Source organism: Streptomyces sp. NPDC015032 (genome assembly GCF_043080425.1).
GTDB lineage: Bacteria > Actinomycetota > Actinomycetes > Streptomycetales > Streptomycetaceae > Streptomyces.
The window spans coordinates 1-22,031 of sequence record NZ_JBIBVN010000030.1 but is presented as its reverse complement, the minus strand read 5'-3'; the positions used below and the strand labels follow the sequence as shown (position 1 = coordinate 22,031).

At 69.0% G+C, this 22,031-nt stretch carries 18 protein-coding genes and 1 pseudogene; 5 read left to right on the top strand and 14 right to left on the bottom strand.

Going from position 1 to position 22,031, the window contains the following annotated elements; genetic code table 11:
- The first annotated feature begins 10 nt into the window (after positions 1 to 10).
- The gene (gene meaB, locus ACF08M_RS30885) at positions 11 to 1,024 is read left to right on the top strand and encodes a methylmalonyl Co-A mutase-associated GTPase MeaB (RefSeq protein ID WP_392188556.1); all 1,014 of its coding nucleotides are present in this window, start codon (positions 11 to 13) and stop codon (positions 1,022 to 1,024) included.
- Between the two features lie 56 nt (positions 1,025 to 1,080).
- On the opposite strand, the gene ACF08M_RS30880 is transcribed toward meaB, so the two are convergent.
- Positions 1,081 to 1,962, bottom strand: coding sequence for a GNAT family N-acetyltransferase (locus tag ACF08M_RS30880; protein WP_392188555.1), 882 nt, complete (start codon positions 1,960 to 1,962; stop codon positions 1,081 to 1,083).
- 377 nt (positions 1,963 to 2,339) lie between these two features.
- Between ACF08M_RS30880 and rho the strand changes: the two genes are divergently transcribed.
- Together rho and ACF08M_RS30870 are read left to right on the top strand one after the other, a co-directional pair.
- Positions 2,340 to 3,482 carry a transcription termination factor Rho gene (gene rho / locus ACF08M_RS30875; RefSeq protein WP_392188554.1) on the top strand — a complete coding sequence of 381 codons (1,143 nt, stop codon included), beginning with the start codon at positions 2,340 to 2,342 and terminating at the stop codon, positions 3,480 to 3,482.
- Positions 3,483 to 3,566: 84 nt separating this feature from the next.
- Entirely contained in the window at positions 3,567 to 4,565 is a 999-nt protein-coding gene (locus ACF08M_RS30870; protein ID WP_392188553.1) for an aldo/keto reductase family protein, read from the top strand.
- A gap of 74 nt (positions 4,566 to 4,639) precedes the next feature.
- On the opposite strand, the gene ACF08M_RS30865 is transcribed toward ACF08M_RS30870, so the two are convergent.
- The 8 genes from ACF08M_RS30865 to ACF08M_RS30830 form a co-directional block, all read right to left on the bottom strand.
- Positions 4,640 to 6,001 (bottom strand): NAD(P)/FAD-dependent oxidoreductase, encoded by a 1,362-nt coding sequence (locus ACF08M_RS30865; protein ID WP_392188552.1) that lies wholly within the window; start codon positions 5,999 to 6,001, stop codon positions 4,640 to 4,642.
- 133 nt (positions 6,002 to 6,134) lie between these two features.
- Complete coding sequence (locus ACF08M_RS30860) at positions 6,135 to 6,476, bottom strand: hypothetical protein (RefSeq protein WP_392188551.1); 342 nt, start codon at positions 6,474 to 6,476, stop codon at positions 6,135 to 6,137.
- A 29-nt stretch (positions 6,477 to 6,505) separates the two neighbouring features.
- Positions 6,506 to 8,236 carry a cytochrome c oxidase subunit I gene (ctaD, locus tag ACF08M_RS30855; protein WP_392188550.1) on the bottom strand — a complete coding sequence of 577 codons (1,731 nt, stop codon included), beginning with the start codon at positions 8,234 to 8,236 and terminating at the stop codon, positions 6,506 to 6,508.
- Between the two features lie 449 nt (positions 8,237 to 8,685).
- Positions 8,686 to 9,423, bottom strand: a complete 738-nt coding sequence (locus tag ACF08M_RS30850; RefSeq protein ID WP_392188549.1) for an SDR family oxidoreductase — start codon at positions 9,421 to 9,423, stop codon at positions 8,686 to 8,688.
- A gap of 212 nt (positions 9,424 to 9,635) precedes the next feature.
- Positions 9,636 to 11,858: an NADP-dependent isocitrate dehydrogenase gene (locus tag ACF08M_RS30845; RefSeq protein WP_392188548.1), complete on the bottom strand. Its 2,223-nt coding sequence runs from the start codon at positions 11,856 to 11,858 to the stop codon at positions 9,636 to 9,638.
- A gap of 114 nt (positions 11,859 to 11,972) precedes the next feature.
- Positions 11,973 to 13,016, bottom strand: coding sequence for a glutathione S-transferase family protein (locus ACF08M_RS30840; RefSeq protein ID WP_392188547.1), 1,044 nt, complete (start codon positions 13,014 to 13,016; stop codon positions 11,973 to 11,975).
- 11 nt (positions 13,017 to 13,027) lie between these two features.
- Entirely contained in the window at positions 13,028 to 14,542 is a 1,515-nt protein-coding gene (locus tag ACF08M_RS30835) for an MFS transporter (protein ID WP_392188546.1), read from the bottom strand.
- A 552-nt stretch (positions 14,543 to 15,094) separates the two neighbouring features.
- Positions 15,095 to 15,829, bottom strand: coding sequence for a type III effector protein (locus ACF08M_RS30830; RefSeq protein ID WP_392188545.1), 735 nt, complete (start codon positions 15,827 to 15,829; stop codon positions 15,095 to 15,097).
- Positions 15,830 to 16,461: 632 nt separating this feature from the next.
- Between ACF08M_RS30830 and ACF08M_RS30825 the strand changes: the two genes are divergently transcribed.
- The gene (locus tag ACF08M_RS30825) at positions 16,462 to 16,851 is read left to right on the top strand and encodes a hypothetical protein (RefSeq protein WP_392188544.1); all 390 of its coding nucleotides are present in this window, start codon (positions 16,462 to 16,464) and stop codon (positions 16,849 to 16,851) included.
- On the opposite strand, the gene ACF08M_RS30820 is transcribed toward ACF08M_RS30825, so the two are convergent.
- Positions 16,852 to 17,604: a transposase family protein gene (locus ACF08M_RS30820; protein WP_392188543.1), complete on the bottom strand. Its 753-nt coding sequence runs from the start codon at positions 17,602 to 17,604 to the stop codon at positions 16,852 to 16,854. It abuts the gene before it with no gap.
- A 61-nt stretch (positions 17,605 to 17,665) separates the two neighbouring features.
- Between ACF08M_RS30820 and ACF08M_RS30815 the strand changes: the two genes are divergently transcribed.
- Complete coding sequence (locus tag ACF08M_RS30815; RefSeq protein WP_392188542.1) at positions 17,666 to 18,529, top strand: hypothetical protein; 864 nt, start codon at positions 17,666 to 17,668, stop codon at positions 18,527 to 18,529.
- A 214-nt stretch (positions 18,530 to 18,743) separates the two neighbouring features.
- Here the strand turns inward: ACF08M_RS30815 and ACF08M_RS30810 are convergent, their stop codons facing one another.
- From ACF08M_RS30810 to ACF08M_RS30795, 4 genes and pseudogenes are all read right to left on the bottom strand, one after another.
- Positions 18,744 to 19,334, bottom strand: coding sequence for an IS630 family transposase (locus tag ACF08M_RS30810; protein WP_392188541.1), 591 nt, complete (start codon positions 19,332 to 19,334; stop codon positions 18,744 to 18,746).
- 40 nt (positions 19,335 to 19,374) lie between these two features.
- Positions 19,375 to 19,821, bottom strand: a pseudogene (locus tag ACF08M_RS30805) (winged helix-turn-helix domain-containing protein); the annotation flags it as partial.
- Positions 19,822 to 19,913: 92 nt separating this feature from the next.
- Positions 19,914 to 20,825 carry a MerR family transcriptional regulator gene (locus ACF08M_RS30800; RefSeq protein WP_392188540.1) on the bottom strand — a complete coding sequence of 304 codons (912 nt, stop codon included), beginning with the start codon at positions 20,823 to 20,825 and terminating at the stop codon, positions 19,914 to 19,916.
- A gap of 179 nt (positions 20,826 to 21,004) precedes the next feature.
- Positions 21,005 to 21,875 (bottom strand): IS5 family transposase gene (locus ACF08M_RS30795; RefSeq protein WP_392188607.1). Its coding sequence is split into 2 segments (ribosomal slippage): positions 21,005 to 21,793 and positions 21,795 to 21,875, totalling 870 coding nucleotides; the frame shifts between segments, so codons are not numbered across the junction.
- Positions 21,876 to 22,031: the final 156 nt, after the last annotated feature.

Below are 22,031 nucleotides of genomic sequence, written 5' to 3'. Positions count from 1 at the left end.
CGCTGACCCGATGGCTCCGAAGATCGACATCGACAGCTACGCGAAGGGCGTGCTCGACGGGAAGCGGGCGTACATCGCGCGCGCCATCACTCTCGTCGAGTCCACCCGCCCCGATCACCGGTCACTGGCCCAGCAGTTGCTGCGCGAGCTGCTCCCGCATTCCGGCAACGCCCGGCGCATCGGTATCAGCGGCGTGCCGGGGGTCGGGAAGTCCACGTTCATCGACGCGCTCGGCACGATGCTCACCGGGCTCGGCCACCGGGTCGCGGTGCTGGCCGTCGACCCCTCCTCCAGCCGTACCGGCGGCTCCATCCTGGGCGACAAGACCAGGATGGAGCGCCTCGCGGTGGACCCCGCGGCGTTCGTACGCCCCTCCCCCACCGCGGGGACGCTCGGCGGGGTGGCCAAGGCGACCCGGGAGTCCGTCGTGGTCATGGAGGCCGCGGGCTATGACGTGGTGCTGGTGGAGACGGTCGGCGTCGGCCAGTCGGAGACGGCGGTGGCCAATATGGTCGACACGTTCCTGCTGCTGACGCTGGCCCGTACCGGCGATCAGCTCCAGGGCATCAAGAAGGGCGTCCTGGAGCTGGCGGACGCCATCGCGGTCAACAAGGCGGACGGCCCGCACGAGCGCGACGCCCGCGCGGCCGCGCGCGAACTGGCGGGCGCACTGCGGCTGATGCATCCGGTGGACGCTGCCTGGACGCCCCCGGTCCTCACCTGCAGCGCCCGTGAGTCGACCGGCCTCGACACCCTGTGGGAGCGTCTGGAGCAGCACCGTACGCTGCTCGATTCGACCGGACGGCTCGCGGCGAAGCGACGTGACCAGCAGGTCGACTGGACCTGGACGATGGTGCGGGACGAGCTGCTGGAGCATCTGCGCGCCCATCCGGAGGTTCGCGCGCTCGCACCGGCGCTGGAACAGCGCGTACGGGACGGCGAGTTGACCGCCACGTTGGCGGCCGAGCAGATCCTGGGGGCCTTCCGGGGCACGCACCCGGTGGCGGAACGCACTGAAGGGTGAGGCGGCTGTATCGTCCGGTAGGCCGGGCCTCGCTCCGATCCACCGGACGACACCCTCTAGAGATCGAGTTGGTACTGGACGGACTGGTGCGTCGGCTCGTATCCCAGCGCGTCGTTGATGCTACGCATGTGCGTATTGCCGTCCGCGGTGTCCGCCAGCAGTCCGCCGAGGCCCGGATGGAGCTCGCGTGCCCGCAGGACGGACAGCGCCTTCATCCACCGTGCGAGGCCGTGCCCCCGGTGTTCGGGGAGGACCCCGGTGCCGTAGTGCCGACCATCCCCCGTCCCGTCGCCCGGGACGACCAGTTCGGTGAAGCTCACGATCGTGGACGTGGACGCCTCGACCGCGGCGACGGTGTGGAGCAGCTCGCCGCGGGCCGCGACGGCCGCGGCCGCGGCCCGGACCCGGTCCACGTCCCAGACCACCGTGCCGTAGTCGGTGTCGCCCATCGGCATGTCGTCCATGGCGCGGCGCGACGCGGCGAAGGTCGCGGCGAGGTCGTCCGGGACGGTGCCGTCCCAGGACACCAGGTGGTAGCCCGGGTGCGGCCGCCCGACGATTTTACGGAGGGCGGCGGCATCGGCCTTCTCCAGCGAGAGACGGGCGTACCTCAGGGTCAGGACCTTCCGCAGTCCTTTGGCCCGCAGGAAGTGATCACCGGCGGATCCGGCCTCGACCTGCGCGATGACGCTGCGTCGGCCCTCGTCGCGGGCGGCCGCGACCGCGACGTCCAGCAACTGTGAACCGATGCCGCCCCGACGCTCCGCCGGGTGGACGTGGAGGTCCAGTTCCGCCAGGTGGTTCTGGCCCTCGCGGGCGAAGACGCGCAGGAACGCGGAGCCCACGGGGTTTCCCCCGGGGTCGGACGCCAGCCACACCAGTCGGTGACTCGCGCCGGCACGGTCGGGGTCGGTCAGGGCGGTGATGCGTATCGACAAGATGTCTCCTCCGCGCCGAGGGCGCCGGTCAGAATGACTGAGGGGCCGACAGGCCCGGAGAACCACACCACTCCGCGAGCGGCGCGGCAACCGGATATCCGGTCCGTCGCCGCCCCGGTGAGCGCGCACCGTGGTACATTGCAGATGGCACATGTGTCCGCCTCGATACGGGGCGCCGGTGCCGATCTCTTCTCACAGAGCTTCCACGCCCGTCCTTCCGTGACCGGCGATCCTGCTCTTGCGCACCATTTCTTCCAGTCCGGTACGGGCGCCGCTTTCTCTGTCCGGGCTCTGCCACCCGTCGTACGGGGCGTGATGTCTTCCGTCCCCGTGCCGTCCGGGCCCTTCATTCGCATGTCCGCGAAAGGACCACTCATATGACCAGCACTCTCGAACACCCCATCGTCCAGCGGGAGTTGCCCGCAGAGACCGCAGCAGGTCTCCTCGACATCACGCATCAGGGGCACGGCACCCTGCACATCCGGGCCGACCACCCCTGCCCCGACGACGTGCGGGTCCCCGCCACGCTGATCCGCCGCCACGGCCTGCGCAAGGGCGATGTCGTCGAGGGCTCCTGCGACCGGCCCCGCACTCTGGCCGGGGTCGTACGGGTCAACGGCCGCTCCCCGCAGGCGCTGCGCGGCCGGCCCCATTTCCGTGACCTGACCCCGCTCCATCCCCGGCAACGACTGCGCCTGGAAACGCCCTCGGGCGGTCCGGCGACCCGCCTCGTCGACCTGGTCTCGCCGATCGGCAAGGGGCAGCGAGGACTCGTCGTCGCACCACCCAGGACGGGCAAGACGGTGCTGCTCCAGCAGGTCGCCGCGGCCATCGCCGCCAACCACCCCGAGTGCCATCTGATGGTGGTGCTGCTCGACGAACGCCCCGAGGAAGTCACGGACATGCGCCGATCCGTGCGGGGCGAGGTGCTCGCCTCGACGTTCGACCGGCCCGCGAAGGAACACATCGCGCTCGCCGAACTCGCGGTCGAACGCGCCAAGCGCCTGGTCGAGCAGGGCCAGGACGTCGTCGTCCTGCTGGACTCCCTCACCCGGCTGTGCCGTGCCCACAACAACGCCTCCGCCGCGGGCGGACGCACCCTGAGCGGTGGCGTCGACGCCTCCGCCCTGCTCGGCCCCAAGCGGCTCTTCGGCGCCGCACGCCTCGCCGAGGAGGGGGGCTCCCTCACCATCCTGGCCACCGCGCTGGTGGAGACCGGCTCACGCGCCGACGACTACTTCTTCGAAGAGCTGAAGAGCACCGGCAACATGGAACTCCGGCTCGACCGCACATTGGCCGACAGGCGCACCTACCCGGCCGTCAACATCCCTGCGTCGGGCACCCGGCGCGATGAACTCCTGCTGGCCGGCGACGAGTTGCGTACGGTGCGCGGACTGCGTCGCGTCCTGCACTCCCGGGATCCGAAGACGGCTCTCGAAACGCTGCTGGACCGGATCCGGCGCACTCCGGACAACGCGGCCTTCCTCCGTACGGTCCACCGCACCGTTCCGGATGCCTGAGCCTGCCCGAGGGCTGCCGGACGGCGCAATAGCATGGGCCGTCCACGCGTGATCCGTCCCCACGAGCACAGGGAGAGCAGGCACATGGAGTTCCGCCGACTCGGCCGCAGCGGTCTGACCATCAGTGAGATCGCCTACGGAAACTGGCTCACCCACGGCTCCCAGGTGGAGGAGGACGCCGCGATCGCCTGCATCCGCGCCGCGCTCGATGCCGGGATCACCACCTTCGACACGGCGGACGTCTACGCCGAGACGCGGGCCGAAGCCGTCCTGGGCCGGGCGCTCAGGAATGAGCGCCGCGAAGGGGTCGAGGTGTTCACCAAGGTGTACTTCCCGACCGGTCCGGGGCACAACGACCGGGGGCTCGGCCGCAAGCACATCATGGAGTCCATCGACAACTCGCTGCGCCGTCTGCAGACGGATTACGTGGACCTGTACCAGGCGCACCGCTACGACCACTCGACACCGCTGGAGGAGACCATGGAGGCATTCGCCGACGTCGTCCGCTCCGGCAAGGCCCTGTACATCGGTGTTTCGGAATGGACGGCCGACCAGCTCCGCGCCGGACACGGACTGGCCCGCGAACTGCACGTCCCGCTGGTCTCCAACCAGCCGCAGTACTCGGCGCTGTGGCGGGTCATCGAGGCCGAGGTGGTACCCGCGTCGGAGGAGCTGGGCATGGGTCAGATCGTCTGGTCGCCGGTGGCCCAGGGCGCCCTGACGGGCAAGTACAAGCCCGGTGCGCCGCTCCCGGCGGGCTCCCGGGCGACGGACGACAAGGGCGGTGCGAGCATGGTCGCCGGCTGGCTCCGCGACGACGTGCTGGAACGCGTCCAGCAGTTGCGTCCGCTCGCCGACCAGGCCGGTCTGAGTCTCGCCCGGCTCGCGGTCGCCTGGGTGCTGCAGAACCCCAACGTCTCCGCCGCGATCATCGGCGCCTCCCGGCCCGAGCAGGTGACGGAGAATGCCGGGGCGTCAGGTGTGACCCTCGACGCGGAGCTGCTGAAGAGCATCGACGACATCCTGGAACCGGTGGTGGAGCGTGACCCGGCGCTGACCGCCGGGCACGAGAGCAACGGCTGATCCCGGCCGGGGGCGCGGGCCGGGACCGGCTTCCTTCGAGCCGTACGCCGCGTCCCCTTCCGGACGGTACGCGGTCAGGTGCCGGTGTGCAGCGAGGAGGTGTGCTCGCGGACCTGTGCCGGGGTGAGGTAGGAGTCCGTGTGCTCGAAGTCGCGCAGCTTCGCCGGATTGCGGGCCTGGAATCCGGTGCGTACGAAGTCGTCGCCCGCGATGGCGTTGAGCATCCAGTTGGTCATGACCCGTGCCTTGGCCACATTGGTGCGCAGCGCCGACCAGTGGTAGCCGCGGGCAACGGCCTGTGCGGCGATTCCGTGCATCTCCAAGCCGATCGGCTTGGAGACCGCGTCCTTTCCGCCGAGGTCCACGACGAGGCCGAGGTCCTTGTGGACGTACGGCTTCAGCGGCTGGTGCCGCAGTGTGGCGATGAGGTTGCCGGCGAGCCTGCGCCCCTGGCGCATGGCGTGCTGCGCGGTGGGCGGGCAGACCGCCCCGTCGCCCTTGCTCAGGTCCGGTACGGCCGCGGCGTCGCCGAGGGCGAAAATGCCGTCGAAGCCCGGCAGAGTCATCTCGGGCGTCACCGCCAGCCGGCCGCGTACCGTCTCCGCGTCGAAGGTGGAGACCAGGGGACTCGCGGTGACCCCCGCCGTCCAGATCAGGGTGCGGCAGGGCACCACCCGGCCGTCGGTGAAGGTGACCTTCTCCGGTCCGGCCTCGGCGACGGACACGCCGAGCGACACCTCTATGCCGCGTGCGCGCAGCACCTCCAGGGCGCTCCGGCCGAGCTTGTCCCCCAGTTCGGGCATCAGCTTCGGGGCGATGTCGATGAGATGCCACTTGATCAGCTTCGGGTCGAGCCGCGGATAGTGCCTGAGCGCGTTGGTGGTGAGGCGCTGCAGACAGGCGGCCGTTTCGGTGCCCGCGTATCCACCGCCGACCACCACGAACTGCAGGCGCGAAGCCCGCTCGTTCTCGTCGTGGCTGGCGTCCGCGAGGTCGAGCTGAGCGATCACGTGGTCACGTACGAAGGCCGCCTCGGCCAGGGTCTTCATTCCCCGGGCGTTGTCGAGCAGGCCGGGGATGTCGAAGGTACGGGTGACGCTCCCGGGGCTGAGCACGATGTAGTCGTAGGGCTCGTAGACGACCTCGTCGGTGATCTTGCGAATGACACAGATCTTCGCCTTGGGATCCACTCCGATGGCTCCGCCCGGGATGATCCGGGTGCGGTGCTTGCGACTGCGGCGCAGCGACACCGCGACTGACTGCGGAGTGAGCACACCTGCCGCCACTTGGGGCAGCAGGGGCAGATAGAGCTGGTACGAGTACGGTGCGACGAGCGCGATCTCCGCCTCGCCCGGGATGAGCCCGCGCTCCAGGCGGCGTACGCATTCCACCCCGGCGAATCCGGCGCCGACAACAAGGATCCTGGGTCGTGCCACGCTATTCGTCCCTTCTCGGGCCTGCACGGTCGTCCGTTCGCCTGCCCCGTCGCACGCGCCCGTCCTCCCTCATCCTTACGAGCCGCGCCCGAGTTCGCCTGTTGGGGGCGGCGGACGGACGACACCACCCGGGTCAGCGGACCAGAAGAGAGACGGCCGTGCAGGCGCCGACGACCGCGCCGACGAGCACGACGACGACGGCCACACAGCGCGCCCTCAGCCTGCGGTAGCGTGCGTCGTATTCACCGCGCAGCTCGGCGGCACGGGCACGGACGCGGCGGAACATGGTCCGCGACGCGGCGACGCGGTCCGCGGTGTAGACCCGCCGCACGTCCTCGCGCTGTGCCGTGGTGAGCCAGGGAAGCTCGTCGGTGAAGCGGTCCGCCTGTCGCCGGGCCTCCTCGACCGCGGCGCTCCACAGCAGATAGCCCTCCAGCTGTGCCAGACCGCGGGCGGTTTCCTTGTCCGGATCCACGCGCTCCTCCTCTCCTGGTGCCGCTGTGCTCACGCCCGTGGGTCCCCCGGGGTCCGTGTCGTCCCGGTGCCAGGGCTGCTGAGGGCTTCTTCGAGGCCCCGCACCGAGGGGTGGTGCAGGTCGAACGCCGGGGATTCGGAACGGATCCGCGGCAGGGTGAGGAAGTTGTGCCGCGGCGGCGGGCAGGAGGTCGCCCACTCCAGCGAACGGCCGTAGCCCCACGGGTCGTCGACCTCGATGTCGCTGCCGTATCTGGCGGTCTTCCACACGTTGTAGAGGAACGGCAGCATCGACAGACCGAGCAGGAACGAGGAGATCGTCGAGATGGTGTTGAGCGCGGTGAAGCCGTCCGCGGCGAGGTAGTCCGCGTAGCGGCGCGGCATGCCCTCGACACCCAGCCAGTGCTGGACCAGGAACGTGCCGTGGAAGCCCACGAACAGCGTCCAGAACGTGATCTTACCGAGCCGCTCGTCCAGCATCTTGCCGGTGAACTTCGGCCACCAGAAGTGGAATCCCGCGAACATCGCGAAGACCACGGTGCCGAAGACGACGTAGTGGAAGTGCGCGACGACGAAGTACGAGTCCGAGACCTGGAAGTCCAGCGGCGGCGACGCCAGGATCACACCGGTCAGACCACCGAAGAGGAAGGTGACCAGGAAGCCGATCGACCAGAGCATCGGTGTCTCGAAGGACAGCGATCCCTTCCACATCGTGCCGATCCAGTTGAAGAACTTCACACCGGTCGGTACCGCGATGAGGAAGGTCATGAACGAGAAGAACGGCAACAGCACACCCCCGGTGACGTACATGTGGTGCGCCCACACGGTCGCAGAGAGGCCCGCGATCGCGATCGTCGCACTGATCAGGCCGATGTAGCCGAAGATCGGCTTGCGGCTGAAGACCGGAATGATCTCACTGACGATCCCGAAGAACGGCAGAGCGATGATGTACACCTCCGGGTGGCCGAAGAACCAGAAGAGGTGCTGCCAGAGCAGCGCGCCGCCGTTGGCCGGGTCGAAGACGTGCGCCCCGAACTTCCGGTCCGCCTCCAGCACCAGGAGGGCCGCAGCGAGGACCGGGAAGGCCAGCAGCACGAGCACAGCGGTCAGCAGGACGTTCCAGACGAAGATCGGCATGCGGAACATCGTCATGCCGGGGGCGCGCAGGCCGATGATGGTGGTGATGAAGTTGACCGAGCCGAGGATCGTGCCGAAGCCGGAGAAGACCAGACCCATGATCCACATGTCGCTGCCGATGCCCGGCGAGCGGACCGCGTCGGTCAGCGGGGAGTAGGCGAACCAGCCGAAGTCGGCGGCGCCCTGCGGGGTGAGGAAGCCGGCCACGACGATCAACGAGCCGAAGAGGTACAGCCAGTACGCGAACATGTTCAGCCGCGGGAACGCCACGTCGGGTGCGCCGATCTGCAACGGCATGATCCAGTTCGTGAAGCCGGCGAACAGCGGCGTCGCGAACATCAGCAGCATGATCGTCCCGTGGATCGTGAACGCCTGGTTGAACTGCTCGGGCGAGAGGATCTGGATCCCGGGCCGGGCCAGCTCCGCGCGCATGACCAGGGCCAGCACACCGCCGACGACGAAGAACGCGAACGACGTGACCAGGTAGAGCGAGCCGATCGTCTTGTGGTCGGTGGTCGTCAGCCACTTGATGACGACATTTCCCGGTTCCTTGGCGTGTACCGGAAGCTCGTTCGCGTACGCCTCCTCCGCGTCGGCTGCCCCTGGTGTGCCCGTCGTCGTCACTGGGACGCTCCTTCGATTGTCATGCGCGGGCGGACTGCGCACCCGACAGGGGCGCCGCCTCGGCCCGGTGCCGACCGGCCGGCCCCCGCGCGTCACGCCAGATTCCAGGTGCAGCAAATCAGCAGCGGGGCCACTCCGCGCGGCCCTGCGCCCGCCGTCGCGTGACTTTCACTCGTCAGGACGTCCTCGGGGCCGGACCCGCGCCCGCCCGCACCCGGCCGATGTCCACACGGCGTTTCGCGCGCGGAGATGACGGACGGCGACGGAGTCCTGGGCACGGGGTACGGAATTCCGGCCCGCCCAACCGGCCACGGGCGTGCGAGGGTTCACGCCGCCGACTCGCGACACCATCTCGGGGGCAGAATGAACTCCCTTACTGGACAGCGCTGTTGGCGGGAAGACCGGTGGACGTCCGGATCGGCGACCGGCCCGGACGCCACGGCCGTCCTTCAGGCGAGTCCGCCCGTCGCGCGCACGTTCTGACCGGTGATCCAACGGCCGTCGTGGCCGGCGAGGAAGGCGACCACATCACCCACATCCGCGGGTTCACCCAATCGGCCGAGGGGGGTCATGCCGACGACCGCGTCGAGCGCCTCCGGCGGGTTGGCGCCGCGCAGCAGCTCGGTGTCGGTCGCGCCGGGCGAGACGGTGTTGACCGTGATCCCACGCGCCCCGAGCTCGCGGGCGGCGATGGCGGTGAGCTGCTCGACCGCTCCCTTGCCGGCCGCGTACGCGGAGATGCCGGGCCCCGGCCGCACGGTGTTCGCCGTGGAGATGTTCACGATGCGGCCGCCGTCGCGCATCCGCTCCGCGGCGTGACGGATCGTCAGGAAGACCGCTCTGGTGTTGACCGCCATCACCTTGTCGAATACTTCCGGGGCGGTGTCCACGATGAGGGACGGGGTGGGGCACAGCGCGGCGTTGTTCACCAGGATGTCGAGTCCGCCGAGGCACTCCTCGGCGGCTTCCATCAGCCGCTGGGCCCCGTCCGGGTCCGCGAGGTCGATACGGAGGGCCGAGGCCGCTCCGCCGTTGTCCCGCACGGTGCGGACGACTTCCTCGGCCGCGTCGTCGCGGGTGGCGTAGTTGAAGACCACATGTGCCCCGTCACGGCACAGGCGCTCGACAATCGCGCGGCCGATGCCCCGCGCTCCTCCGGTGACCACGGCGTTCTTGCCCGTCAGCACGGTCCCTCCTCCACGAAGAGCAGTCGATCCGTTCGTTCGAACCTACCGTCGCGGCGGCTCGTCGTACACGAATTGCACGGAGAACATCCGGCGTCGGCCGGGCGGACCGCTACGGTTCCGTCCCGGAACACGCGACCGCCCCGGCCGGGCATGATGCCGGCCGGGGCGGGAGGGGCGAGGCGACGCCTGGTTGCGCCCCGGAAACGGTCTCGTCAGCCCAGGCTCGCGACGGCCTGCGTGAACGTCGCCGACGGACGCATGACGGCCGCGGCCTTGGCCGGGTCGGGCTGGTAGTAGCCGCCGATCTCGGCCGGCGAGCCCTGCACCGCGATCAGCTCGTCGACGATGGTCTGCTCCTGCTCCTCCAGCGTCTTGGCGAGTCCGGCGAACGCCTGCGCGAGCTGCGCGTCGTCGGTCTGCCGCGCCAGCTCCTGGGCCCAGTAGAGGGCCAGGTAGAAGTGGCTGCCGCGGTTGTCGATGCCACCCAGCTTGCGGCTCGGCGACTTGTCCTCGTTGAGGAAGGTGCCGGTCGCGCGGTCGAGGGTGTCCGCGAGGACCTGGGCACGCGCGTTGCCCGTGGTCTTCGCCAGGTGCTCGAAGCTGGCAGCGAGCGCGAAGAACTCGCCCAGGCTGTCCCAGCGCAGGTAGTTCTCCTTGACGAGCTGCTGAACGTGCTTGGGCGCGGAGCCGCCAGCACCGGTCTCGAACAGTCCGCCGCCGTTCATGAGCGGGACGACGGAGAGCATCTTCGCGCTCGTGCCCAGCTCGAGGATCGGGAACAGGTCGGTCAGGTAATCGCGCAGCACGTTGCCGGTGACCGAGATCGTGTCCTCGCCGCGGCGGATGCGCTCCAGCGAGAACGCGGTCGCCTTCACCGGCGACATGATCTCGATCTGCAGGCCGTCGGTGTCGTGGTCGGCGAGGTACGTCCTGACCTTGGCGATCAGCTGCGCGTCGTGGGCACGGTCCTCGTCGAGCCAGAACACGGCCGGGGCGCCCGTGGCGCGGGCGCGGGTGACGGCGAGCTTGACCCAGTCCTGGATCGGCAGGTCCTTGGCCTGGCACATGCGGAAGATGTCGCCCGCGCCCACGGCCTGCTCCAGCACGACGTCGCCACTTCCGTCGACGACCCGCACCGTACCGGTGGTGGGGATCTCGAAGGTCTTGTCGTGGCTGCCATACTCCTCGGCCTTCTGGGCCATCAGACCGACGTTCGGCACCGAGCCCATGGTCGACGGGTCGAAGGCACCATGGGCGCGGCAGTCGTCGATGACGACCTGGTAGACGCCCGCGTAGCTGCTGTCCGGCAGCACCGCGAGGGTGTCGGCCTCCTGGCCGTCCGGGCCCCACATGTGGCCGGAGGTGCGGATCATGGCCGGCATGGAGGCGTCGACGATGACATCGCTCGGTACGTGCAGGTTGGTGATGCCCTTGTCGGAGTCGACCATGGCCAGCGCGGGGCCCTCGGCGAGCTCGGCCTCGAAGGACGCCTTGATCTCGGCGCCCACGTGCGGCACCGAGTCCAGGCCGTTGAGGATGGCGCCGAGACCGTCGTTCGGGGAGAGACCGGCCGCTACGAGCACGTCGCCGTACTTGGCGAAGGTGTTCGGGAAGAAGGCGCGGACCACGTGGCCGAAGATGATCGGGTCGGAGACCTTCATCATGGTGGCCTTGAGGTGGACGGAGAACAGCACGCCCTCGGCCTTGGCGCGGGCGACCTGCGCGGTGAAGAACTCGCGCAGGGCCGCGACGCGCATGACCGCCGCGTCGACGACCTCGCCCGCGAGCACCGGCACCGACTCACGCAGAACGGTGGTGCTGCCGTCGTCACCGGCGAGCTCGATGCGCAGCGTACCGGCCTCGGCGATGACCGTGGACTTCTCGGTGGAGCGGAAGTCGTCGACGCCCATGGTGGCGACGTTCGTCTTCGAGTCGGCCGACCACGCGCCCATGCGGTGCGGGTGCGTCTTGGCGTAGTTCTTGACCGAGGCGGGGGCCCGGCGGTCGGAGTTGCCCTCGCGCAGCACGGGGTTCACGGCGCTGCCCTTGACCTTGTCGTAGCGCGCGCGGACGTCCTTGTCCTCATCGGTCTGCGGGTCGTCCGGGTAGTCCGGCAGCGCGTAGCCCTGCGCCTGGAGCTCGGCGATGGCAGCCTTCAGCTGCGGGATCGAGGCCGAGATGTTCGGCAGCTTGATGATGTTGGCCTCGGGCGTCTTGGCCAGCGCACCGAGCTCGGCGAGCGCGTCGTCGATGCGCTGGCTCTCCTGGAGACGCTCGGGGAAGCCGGCGATGATGCGTCCGGCCAGAGAGATGTCACGGCTCTCGACATTGACCCCGGCCGTCGAGGCGTACGCCTGGACGACGGGCAAGAACGAATACGTCGCCAGGGCCGGGGCCTCGTCGGTGTGTGTATAGATGATGGTCGAGTCAGTCACCCTCTGCTCCGCTCCACGTCTGCGACATTGCTTGACATCAAGATATCTCGTGATCGCAGGCGACTCGACAGTGCCCTGCCCCCGCTCCGGCGAGGGCCTTCGGAGCGGCCCGCTTCAGGGGCGCCCCGACGGCGGGACCACCTCTCCGGACGGCACCGGCCCCGGCGGGGTGCCGTCCCCGAACGGGCGTCCGCCCAGCTCTTCCCGGTGGTGCGGGGTCAGCCAGCCCGACAGGCCGGGGCCGACGGGCACGATGCCGGTGGGATTGATGCCGGTGTGGACCCGGTAGTAGTGCTGCTTGATGTGGTGGAAGTCGACCGTGTCACCGAATCCGGGCGTCTGGTACAGGTCCCTTGCGTACGCCCACAGGACCCGGTCCTCGGCCAGCTTCGAGCGGTTGCACTTGAAGTGCCCGTGGTAGACGGCGTCGAAGCGCACCAGCGTGGTGAAAAGCCTGATGTCGGCCTCGGTGAGGGACTCACCAACGAGGTAGCGCCGGTCCGCGAGACGCCCGGACACCAGGTCCAGGCGGCGGAACACGTCCGTGTACGCGGCTTCGTACTCGGACTGCGCCGCCGCGAAGCCCGCGCGGTACACGCCGTTGTTCACATCGCGGTAGATGCCGTCCATGACGTCGTCGATCTCGTCACGCAGCCCTTCGGGGTAGAGATCGGGCGCGCCCGGCCGGTGCAGCGCGGTCCACTCCGTCGCGAAGTCCAGCGTGATCTGCTGGAAGTCGTTGGTGACGAGTCTGCCGCTGGGCACGTCGACGATCGCGGGCACGCTGACGCCGCCCGAGTAGTCCCGCTCCCGCGCGTGGTACGCCTCGCTGAGGTATCGGATGCCGAGCACCGGGTCCCGGTCGCCCTCGTCGAGGGTGAAGCGCCAGCTGCGGTCGTCCTGGATCGGATCGGCGACGGCCAGTGAGAGTGATTCCTCCAGCCCGAGGAGCCGCCGGGAGACGAGCGCGCGGCTCGCCCACGGGCAGGCGCGACTGACGACCAGCCGGTAGCGGCCGGCCTCGACGGGCCAGCCGTCGCGGCCGTCGGCGGTGATGCGGTCGGCGAAGTGGCTCTTGGCACGTTTGAAGGTCTTGTGCCCGTACGCCGCGTTGCCGTCGGGCCTGCCGTTGGTACTGGTGCCGGTGGTTCCGCTCATCTCGCTCTCCCTCATGGCGTTCTTCCTACGGACGGACTTCGGACGGGTCGTTGTGCATGGCTCTTGTCACGGCGCTCCCCGAACACATCGGCCAGCCCGATGAGCAGCGCGGCCAGGATGAAGGCGGCCGCGACCACGAGGCCGTGGTCATAGGCGGTGGCCCACCCGTCGCCGCCCAGCTGGGCGAAGAACACCGAGCCGACCGCCGCGATCCCGATCGCCGACCCGACGCGCTGGCCGGTCTGGAGGGTTCCGCCGGCACTCCCCGCCGTTGCCACCGGCACTTCGGAGAGGGTCAGCGCCTGGTTCGGGGAGATGACCAGCCCGCTGCCCAGCCCGGCCAGGAGCAGCGGGGCCGCCATCGCCCATCCCGCACCCCGCCCCGGCACCAGGTGCGCGGCGACCGCGGTGCCCGCCAGCCCCACGGTCACCGTGATCAGCCCGGCCACAACGAGGGGACGGCCCAAGCGGCCGACCAGTCGGCCGCCGGGGCCCGCCGCGACGGCCGAACCCAGCGCGAAGGGCGTGATGGCGATTCCCGCCTGCAGGGCGGAGTAGTGCAGACCGTTCTGCAGGTAGAGCGTGGTGAGGAAGAAGATCGAGGTGAATCCGCAGAAGTACAGCAGGATCAGCAGACAGCCGAGCCAGTAGGAACGGACCCGGAAGAGCGACAGGTCGACGACGGGTTGTGTGCCGCGCCTGCCGCACCGGGACTCCCAGCCGACGAAGGCGGCGAGCAGCGCGGCGGCCACCGGGACCAGCAGCCATTTCCGGTCGCCCGGCCACTGCTGGGCCTGGACGAACGGCAGCAGCAGCGCCAGCACGCCCGTACCGAGCAGCAGGACCCCGAGAGGGTCCAGGTCGCGCAGGCGCACCCGGCCGGCCGAGGGGGTGTCCGGGAGCAGACGCCGGGCGAGCAGGAGGCAGACGGCGCCGAGCGGCAGATTGACGTAGAACACCCAGCGCCAGCCCTCGTGGGCCCCGGCGGCCTGGATCAGCAGCCCGCCGGTCAGCGGGCCGACGGCGGTGGAGATGCCGACCACCGTACCGAACATGCCGAAGGCCCGGCCGCGTTCGTGACCGGAGAACATCTGCTGGATCAACGCGGAGATCTGGGGCGAGATCATGCCCCCGGCGAGGCCCTGGACCAGTCGGGCGACGACCAGCCACAGGCTGGACTGGGAGGCTCCGCAGGCCGCCGACGCCAGGGTGAACAGGGCCAGTCCGGCCATGAACACCACCCGGCGCCCCCGCGCGTCGCCGAGCCGTCCGGCGGGGATCAGGAACAGGCCGAAGGCGAGTGCGTAGCCGGAGAGGATCCATTGCAGATCGGACTCCGGGGTACGGAGCCCTTCCCGGATCGACGGCAGGGCGACATTGACGATGGACACGTCCAGCAGGGTCATGAACCCCGCGATCAGACACACCGCAAGCGCCTGCCATCGACGCGGGTCGGGGGCGGCGGGGCCGGAGGCAGAGTGATCGCCCCACCCCGCAGCACCTCGGTGAGCTGCACTCGCTGCCATGGCTCGCACCCTAGGACGAAGCGGCCCGATACTCATCCCGGCAGGGCCGCGACGGCGTTTTTCCGGCATCGGACGGCGGCCTCCGGCGACGGACAGCGGCTCCTCCGGCGACGGACGTCGCGGTGGACGGCCGGCGCGGTGGACTGCCGGCGCGGTCATACCCCGGCAGGCGTCGTGCGGACCGTCGCAGGTACAAGGCCCACATTCACCACCAGGCAGAGGCCGTAATACCCGAGGAAGGCCAGATGGGCCGCCCGGCCGTTGTGCGCGGCCGCGCCGGTGGCTGCCTCGCCTCCGCCCCGCTCGGCGCCCACCCCGATGTGGCGCGGCTGGTCCTGAAACGCTTCGACGAAGTGTCCGGGCGTACTGCGTGGCGCGCATGTGCCGCTCAGTCGTTCCGATGAGTGACGTGGCGGTCTCGCGTCCCACCGGCCGTCGGCCGCCGCATGCGATCGCGGGACGGCCGCGTGGGCTCACCACGGCCCCATGACCGCGCACGCCGAACGCGTGGCCCCACCCTGGCGCGTGACCAGGCATGCCGAACCCGCGGGCTCACGACCGCCGTATGGCCCCCGGACCCGGCCGCTCCGCGGGCACGCTCGCGCCGCGGCGCTGCCTGGCACTGTGCCTGCGCAGGTTCTCGATCTGCTGCACGAGTCGGTCGACGCGGTCGGCGAGGTCGCTGCGGTCCTCCAGATGGGGGCGCGCGTCGGAGAGCGGCCCGATGAGACGGGCGGGGTCGTCGGCGCCGAGGGCCTCGTCGAGCTCGTCGACGGCTGCACGGGCCCGCTCGGGCAAATCGGTGAGGGAGGTGACCCGGCCGGCGAGCCGACGCAGGTCCGCCGCGTTGTCCCGCGCCCAGGCGGCGACCGTGCGGTTGGCGGCCCGGTGGTCGCGGGTGGCCTGTACCCGCTGTTCGCCGGTAGTCCCCAGGGGGCCGGTGCGCAGGCGCAGGTAGCGGCGTTCGGCGGCCTGGCGGCTGGTGACGCCGAGCGGGTGGGCGATCTCGGCCCAGCTGGCTCCGGCCTCGCGGGCGAGCTCGATGAGGGACGGCTCCCAGGCCGCGAGCCGTCGGCGTATGTCCCGCAGCAGAAGGAGGGCGTCCAGCGCCTCTCCCGGCTCGGGCGCGGAGCCCGCGGGCTCCGTACCTGCGGGTGTGCAGGCCTGCCGCACGGCGGCGACGACCGTGCTCAGCGCAGTGGTGGCGGCGGGGAGCGAGACCGGTACACCGGCGCTGCCGGGGATATCCGCGGCGGCATGCACGTCATCGACTTCGACTTCGGTCACGAATCAACCTTCCCGGTCGACATGCATGTCATCGTTCGCATGACATCACGCTTGTCATCCTTTGGACGACATATTACAACCGATGTGAAGCATATGGCGAGAATGCCCCTTCTCGTCCTGGAGGTGACTCATGATGCTGACGCCCACCGGCCCTTCCGCGAACTGGACCGGCTCACCCAGCAGATCGCGAACGGCACATGGTCCTGGCAGACACCTTCGACACGGAGGGGATCCAGGCCGCCTGCGACGCAGGGGCGCTGACGCTGCGCATCCCGATCGAGGAGCCCGCGAAGCGCCGGAGTCACTCCCGTGACTCCCCTCGGGGCACGCCCACAATTGGCATGACAGCCGGTCGGAAAGGCCGACGCTGTGTCAGCATCGGACCGCCGGGCTCCGCCGCACGGCATCGGCCCCGCCTCCCGGCGCCGTCATGGCCGTCAAGCCGAGACCGACAACCGGACACATCCGTCCTGACCAGGAAAACGCGGACCGCCGGTTCCATCGCCCGTCTTACCAGGAGGTACACGTGAGGATGCTGACCAACGTCCCGTAGTTTGGCGCGGCCGCAGGTCAGGCCCACGCTCGGAGGCCGTTGGTCAGCAAACTCCCAGCATGAGTCAGGAGACGTGCACTTGGCGACCCAGCTCGTCCGCGGAATGGGCAGCTTCTTCAAGAACTGCGCCTGCGCCCGCCAGAACCGTTGCGCCCACCCGTACGCCATTCGCTACCGCGATGCTGCCGGGCGCCAACGCGAGGAGACCGGGTACGCGACACAACAGTCGGCACTCGACCGGCTGACCAAAGTCTACGAGGAGAAGCGGACCACTCCTCGCGCCCAGGCCGACCTGAAGCGTGAGATCGGCAAGCAGCGCTTCGGGCACTACGCCTCCACGTGGCTCACCCGGCAACGTCATTACGCCGCCAGCAGCGTGCGCTCGGTCACTCAAGTGCTCAACGGTCAGATCCTGCCGGTGCTCGAGTCTCGGCGGATGAACACGTTCACTGAGCCTCTTCCATCTTGATCAGGTGGCGAGTTCGAGGGCGACGACGGCTCGGACGACGGCTGTGATCCGGGTGGTGCTGCAGCGGAGCTTACGCAGGAGCCGCCAGGACTTGAGGATCGCCATGGCGCGTTCACCGAGGCTGCGGATCCTCGCATGATCCTGGTTGTGACGTCGGCGCCAGCCGCGCAGATGCTTGCCACGGATCGGGACGCGGATGGCCCGCCCGGCGCCCTGGTACGCCTTGTCGGCCCAGCACTTGATGTTGTCTGCGGCAAGGGCAGCGGGAATGCCGTGGGACCGCGCCGCGGTCAGGTCGTGGGTGGCTCCCGGCAGTGCGTCCGAGGCCCAGATCAGGCGTCCGACGGGATCGGCGAGGACCTGCACGTTCATCCCACGGTGCTTCTTCTTCCCGGAGTAGTACGGCCGGTCCGCGGCGATGCGGTCGATCGGCAGCACGGTGCCGTCGAGGATCACGTACGCCTTCCTCCGGACAGTCGTCATGGCCTGTTCCAGCGTGGGCGCGAGGGCGGCCAGGAGGTCAACGGCCCCGCGTATGTACCGGTAGACGGTCGCGATCCCGATACGGAAGCCTGCAGCGAAGCGGGCATAGGTGTCGCCGCAGCGCAGGTGGGCCAGGACGAGCAGGGCCTGCTGGCCGCACGTCAGGCGACGCCACCATGAGCCGATGCGACGGCGGTGACCTGCGAGGAGACCGGAGAGGTGTTGCAGGGTGCGGCTGGACAGATCGATGCCAGACGGGTAGACAAGCAAGCGAAAGCTCCTGGCGGACTGGTGATCTTGGTCGTGAACCCGTCTACCAGGAGCTTTCTTCATGCCAGCCGCCGGGGTCACCCGCCCAACCACCCGTCAGGGTTGGAAACGGCTCAGTGAGGAATTTGCCGCAGTCGGATGGCCGGACGGGACATGGGGTTTTGCCGCCGACAGCGGCAAGACGGTGTGGGACTCGACCCGCCCGGGTTGCGGCTACGACGAGTACCTCGGCGGCAAGACCCTGGTAGGCCTGACCTATTGCGCCGATCGCTTCGAGGTGGCGCAGCGTGATCCGCGCACGGGCAAGCCGTCCCGGATCGCGAAGCTGCCGACCAAGGTGGGATGGGCTTGGATCGCCTCATCCGATCCGCTGGTGGTTGCCGCCTACGAGGGCAAGGAGAGGATATCGCTGGACGCGAACAGGCTGTACACGTTCGACGAGAGCGGCGCGATCAAGACAATGATCAAGGTCGACGGATACGTTCCCGACTGCGAGGACAACGGCGGTGCAGTAGTGGCCACGAACAACACCGTCTACCTCGCGAGCAAAAGGGAAAACCTGATCAGCGGCGACCACATCGCGGCGTTCGACGCAGATACAGGTCGGCGCAAGTGGACTGTTGACGGCATCGACGGCGCGGAAATGCTGCCCCTGCACACCGATGAGGACGGGCTCATCGCCTACAGCGACGCCGGCCCCACGAAGGATGGCAGCGGCGTACTCCACCTTGCTGCCACAGACGGAAGGCAGAACCTGCTCCTGAGGCTCCCCAACGGCTTTGCAGTCTCAGACGTGCAGTCACAGATGGCCACGCGCGGGAAGAAACCGATCGTCTACCAAGATGGGCGACTCTTCTTCCATGTCACCTCCGGCTTCAGAATCAGCTCGAAGCTACCCATGAACCTCGCCTTCACCACGCACTGACCTGCCCCGCAGGGTGCGGGCCCCGGCCCGCCGGGGCCGCAACAGCAAGGGCCGGCCGATCGCGTGGGTGGACAGCGCACCCGACGACTGGTGAGAGCAGGCCGCGCCGCCGCGAACTGGAGTCGGCGGCGGCGCGAGGTCGGACAGGATCCCGGGCGTGATGGGCGGCCTGGGGTCTTTCGCTGTCCGGGGCCAACGGCCGTACTCCCAGGGCCTACTGATCTTTTCGTAAGTTCAGTGGGTTTGGTGGGTGGATGGTCAGACCGGTGTGGGCGAGGAATGACCACGGCAGCTGTTGGTTGTGGTTGATGCGGTGGATGCCTTGTTCGGTGGCATCGGCGACGTCGGCGAGGTGGTCGCCGGCGAGGTTGGCAAGTTCGCGTTTCTTGAGCGAGGACCACAGGAGTTCCACCGGGTTCAGCTCCGGCGCGTAGGCGGGTAGTCGCTCGAGGGTGAGCCAGTCCTGTTCGGCGACCCAGGCACGCATCGCACGGCTCCAGTGGGCGGACAGTCCGTCCCAGACCAACACCACCCGGTCACCGCCGTAGAACGCCTTGACCTGCTCCAGAACCTCGATCAGTGCGGTGGTGTCGTAGCTGCCGGGCTTGAGGTGGAAACACAGGCGCGGACCGCGATCGGGGTCGGTGGCGTGATAGCCGAGGGCCGCAGCCATCGACGCCCGTTTCCAGTTCAACCGGTGCCGCAGGAGCGGAGTGCGGCCCCGGGGTGCGTAGGTGCGGCGGATTTGAGGCAACAGAGAGACGCCTGATTCGTCGAGGAACACGATCCAGGCACGTGTGTTCACCGCCCCTTTTGATGCGTGGCCACTCGTGCGCGACCCAGCGAGCGATCTCGGATTCGTCCCGCTCCACCGCCCGACGCTCCGGCCGCTGCAGACTCCACCCCAACCGGCCGGTCAGCAGCCGCCAGACCGTCGCCCGTGACAGCGACACTCCCGTCACCCGCTCGACGACCAGGCCGACTCGCTCCAAGGTCCACAGATCGGCCTCGAACCCATGGGCCTGGGCGCCCTGCTCCAACGCCGCCCGCACCTTCTCCACCTGCGGGTCGTCCAGCTTGGGCGGGCGACCGGTGGCCGCGCGCCGCCGCAAGGCCGGGGCACCGCCTTCCTCCCACACACGCCTCCACCGCCGTACGCTCTCGGCACCCACCCCCACCACCCGCGCGATCTCCACACTCGACCCGCCCTCCTCAAACAACTCGACAGCCCGAACACGACGCGCCTCCGCTAACTGCGGCCGCGACAAAGGAGGAACGGAAGAACCAGACACGGAGGTCGAAGGTCGATAGGACACCCCGACAGCCTCCCACCGACAAGACCACCACACCCACCGAACTTGCGAAAAGATCAGTAGGCCGTGTTTTAGGTAGCGGGTGAGTCTTGGGCGGATAGTTCTTCCGCCAGTTCTATACAGCGCAGGCGGGCTGGGGAGAAGTCGTAGGGCATCTTGCCGATGGCTTCGAACGCGCTCATGGAGTCAGCCTCCCGCCTGCCGGAGCTGAGGTCGACCTCGTCCTCGCCGTCATCGGCGCTGGCAGGGTGCAAAGTGTCCCAGGCGTCGAAGAGGGCATCGTCGTCCTTACCCAGGCCGGACTCCTCGATGACGGCCTGCAGGGCGCTTTCGAAGGCGTGCCGCTCGACGGCCACTTGAGCCACACGTGGATCATCGACGGCGACGCTGTCATCGAGTGCCTCCTCGGCGTCATCGATTCGGTCGGAATCCTCCCGCAGAGTGGGATGCGTGGCCAGGGCGACGAAGCGGGTGGCCTGGACGGCCGCGCCGAGCGGGCCGAAGATCCGCTCAGTGACCAGCAGAGTGTCCAGGTCTGCCTGACGCAGGGAGCCCTCGGGCAGGCTCTTGAGGCGTTCGGTGACGAAGTCGGAGAGCAGGCCCATCCGGCTGCCTTCGGCGCGCATCCGCTGCACGGCGGTCCGTTGCCACCGCAATTCCGCCTCCTGCTCGGCGAGGGTTTCCTCCAACCGCTCCAGGATGCCCGCGATACCTTCTCCGTTGTCCGCACCGACGGAAGCCGTGCCGGTGGTAAAGGCGTCACGGATGTCGTCCAGGGCGATCCCGGCGTCGGCCATCTTGCGAATCCACAGCAAGCGGATCATGTCCTCGTACCCGTAGCGGCGGCGGTCATCGCCGCCCCGCTCCGCCTCGGGGAGCAGCCCGATCTCGTGGTAATGGCGAATCGCCCGTGGCGTGCTGCCGACGAAGGCCGCCGCGTCACCGATCTTGACCTGACGGGGTGGCATGAAAGACGAATGCATGAGCAGGGACCTTTCCTCAAGGCATCGGGACGTATGTCCACCGAACCACATGCCGCTACGGAAGGTGCAACCCCATACACATCGCTCCGCGCCAATGCCAGGAAATGCGTCCTTCCTCCGCAATAACCGCAGGGCCGTCCTTTCCTGCTGTGGCATCCGCACGACGGCAGGCTGAGGGTTCACAGCCACTGATGAATCGCCGCGGCCTGAACCGTCGCCTCGAACCGAACCGCAAGTTTGTCGAACCGGGTCGCCACGGCCCGGTGCTGCTTGAGACGGCTGATCCCGCATTCGACCGCGTGCCGGGCCTTGTAGTCCTCGCGGTCGAAGAAGGGCGGACGGCCACCGCCACGTCCGCGGCGTCTGCGGTTGCGGACCTGATCGGCCGGCTCAGGAATCGTGCACCTGATGCCACGTCTGCGCAGGTAGGCGCGATTCGCGCGTGAAGAGTACGCCTTATCGCCTCGCACCCGCGGCGGGCGGCTTCTCGGCCGACCGACACCAGGCCGGGGCACCCCAATCGCCTTCAGGACCGGCTCGAACTGCGGACTGTCACCGCGCTGCCCGGCGGTGATCAGCAGCGACAACGGCTTCTGTCCCTGCTCACACGCCAGATGAACCTTCGTGGTGAACCCGCCTCGCGACCTGCCCAGTCCATGGTCTTCAGGTTCGGTGCTGACTCCGCCTGGCGGTTCCTTCTGCACAGTACCGCTCCGGCGGGCACCGGCAGCATGCTGGTGTGCCCGGCAGATGGTGGAGTCGACATTGACCTCCCAGAAGATCAGCCCGGCCGCATCAGCTCTCGCCTGCAACAACGTCAGCCGTCGGGCCCACACACCCCGACGCTGCCATCTCCGGAACAGTCCATAGACCGTCTGCCACGGTCCGTACTCGAACGGCAGGTCCCGCCACGGAACTCCGGTCCGAACCCGCCACTGCACACCGTCTACCAGTCGCCGACAGCCCGGGCCACCTGCGACTTATGCCGACCGCAGGCAGCAACGACTCCAGCACCGACCACTGCTCATCAGAAAGATCCCCTCGCCCCACATCCTGGTCATCATCGTGCAGGGCGCGCACAGGAAGCCGAACGCCGAACCTAAAACACGGCCTAGTACTCCAGCTGTAGATCGTGATCTTGCTGGTGGGGGCCGGTACGGAAACGGGTGCGACCACCGATGATCATCGTTGTTTGTGAAGACGAAC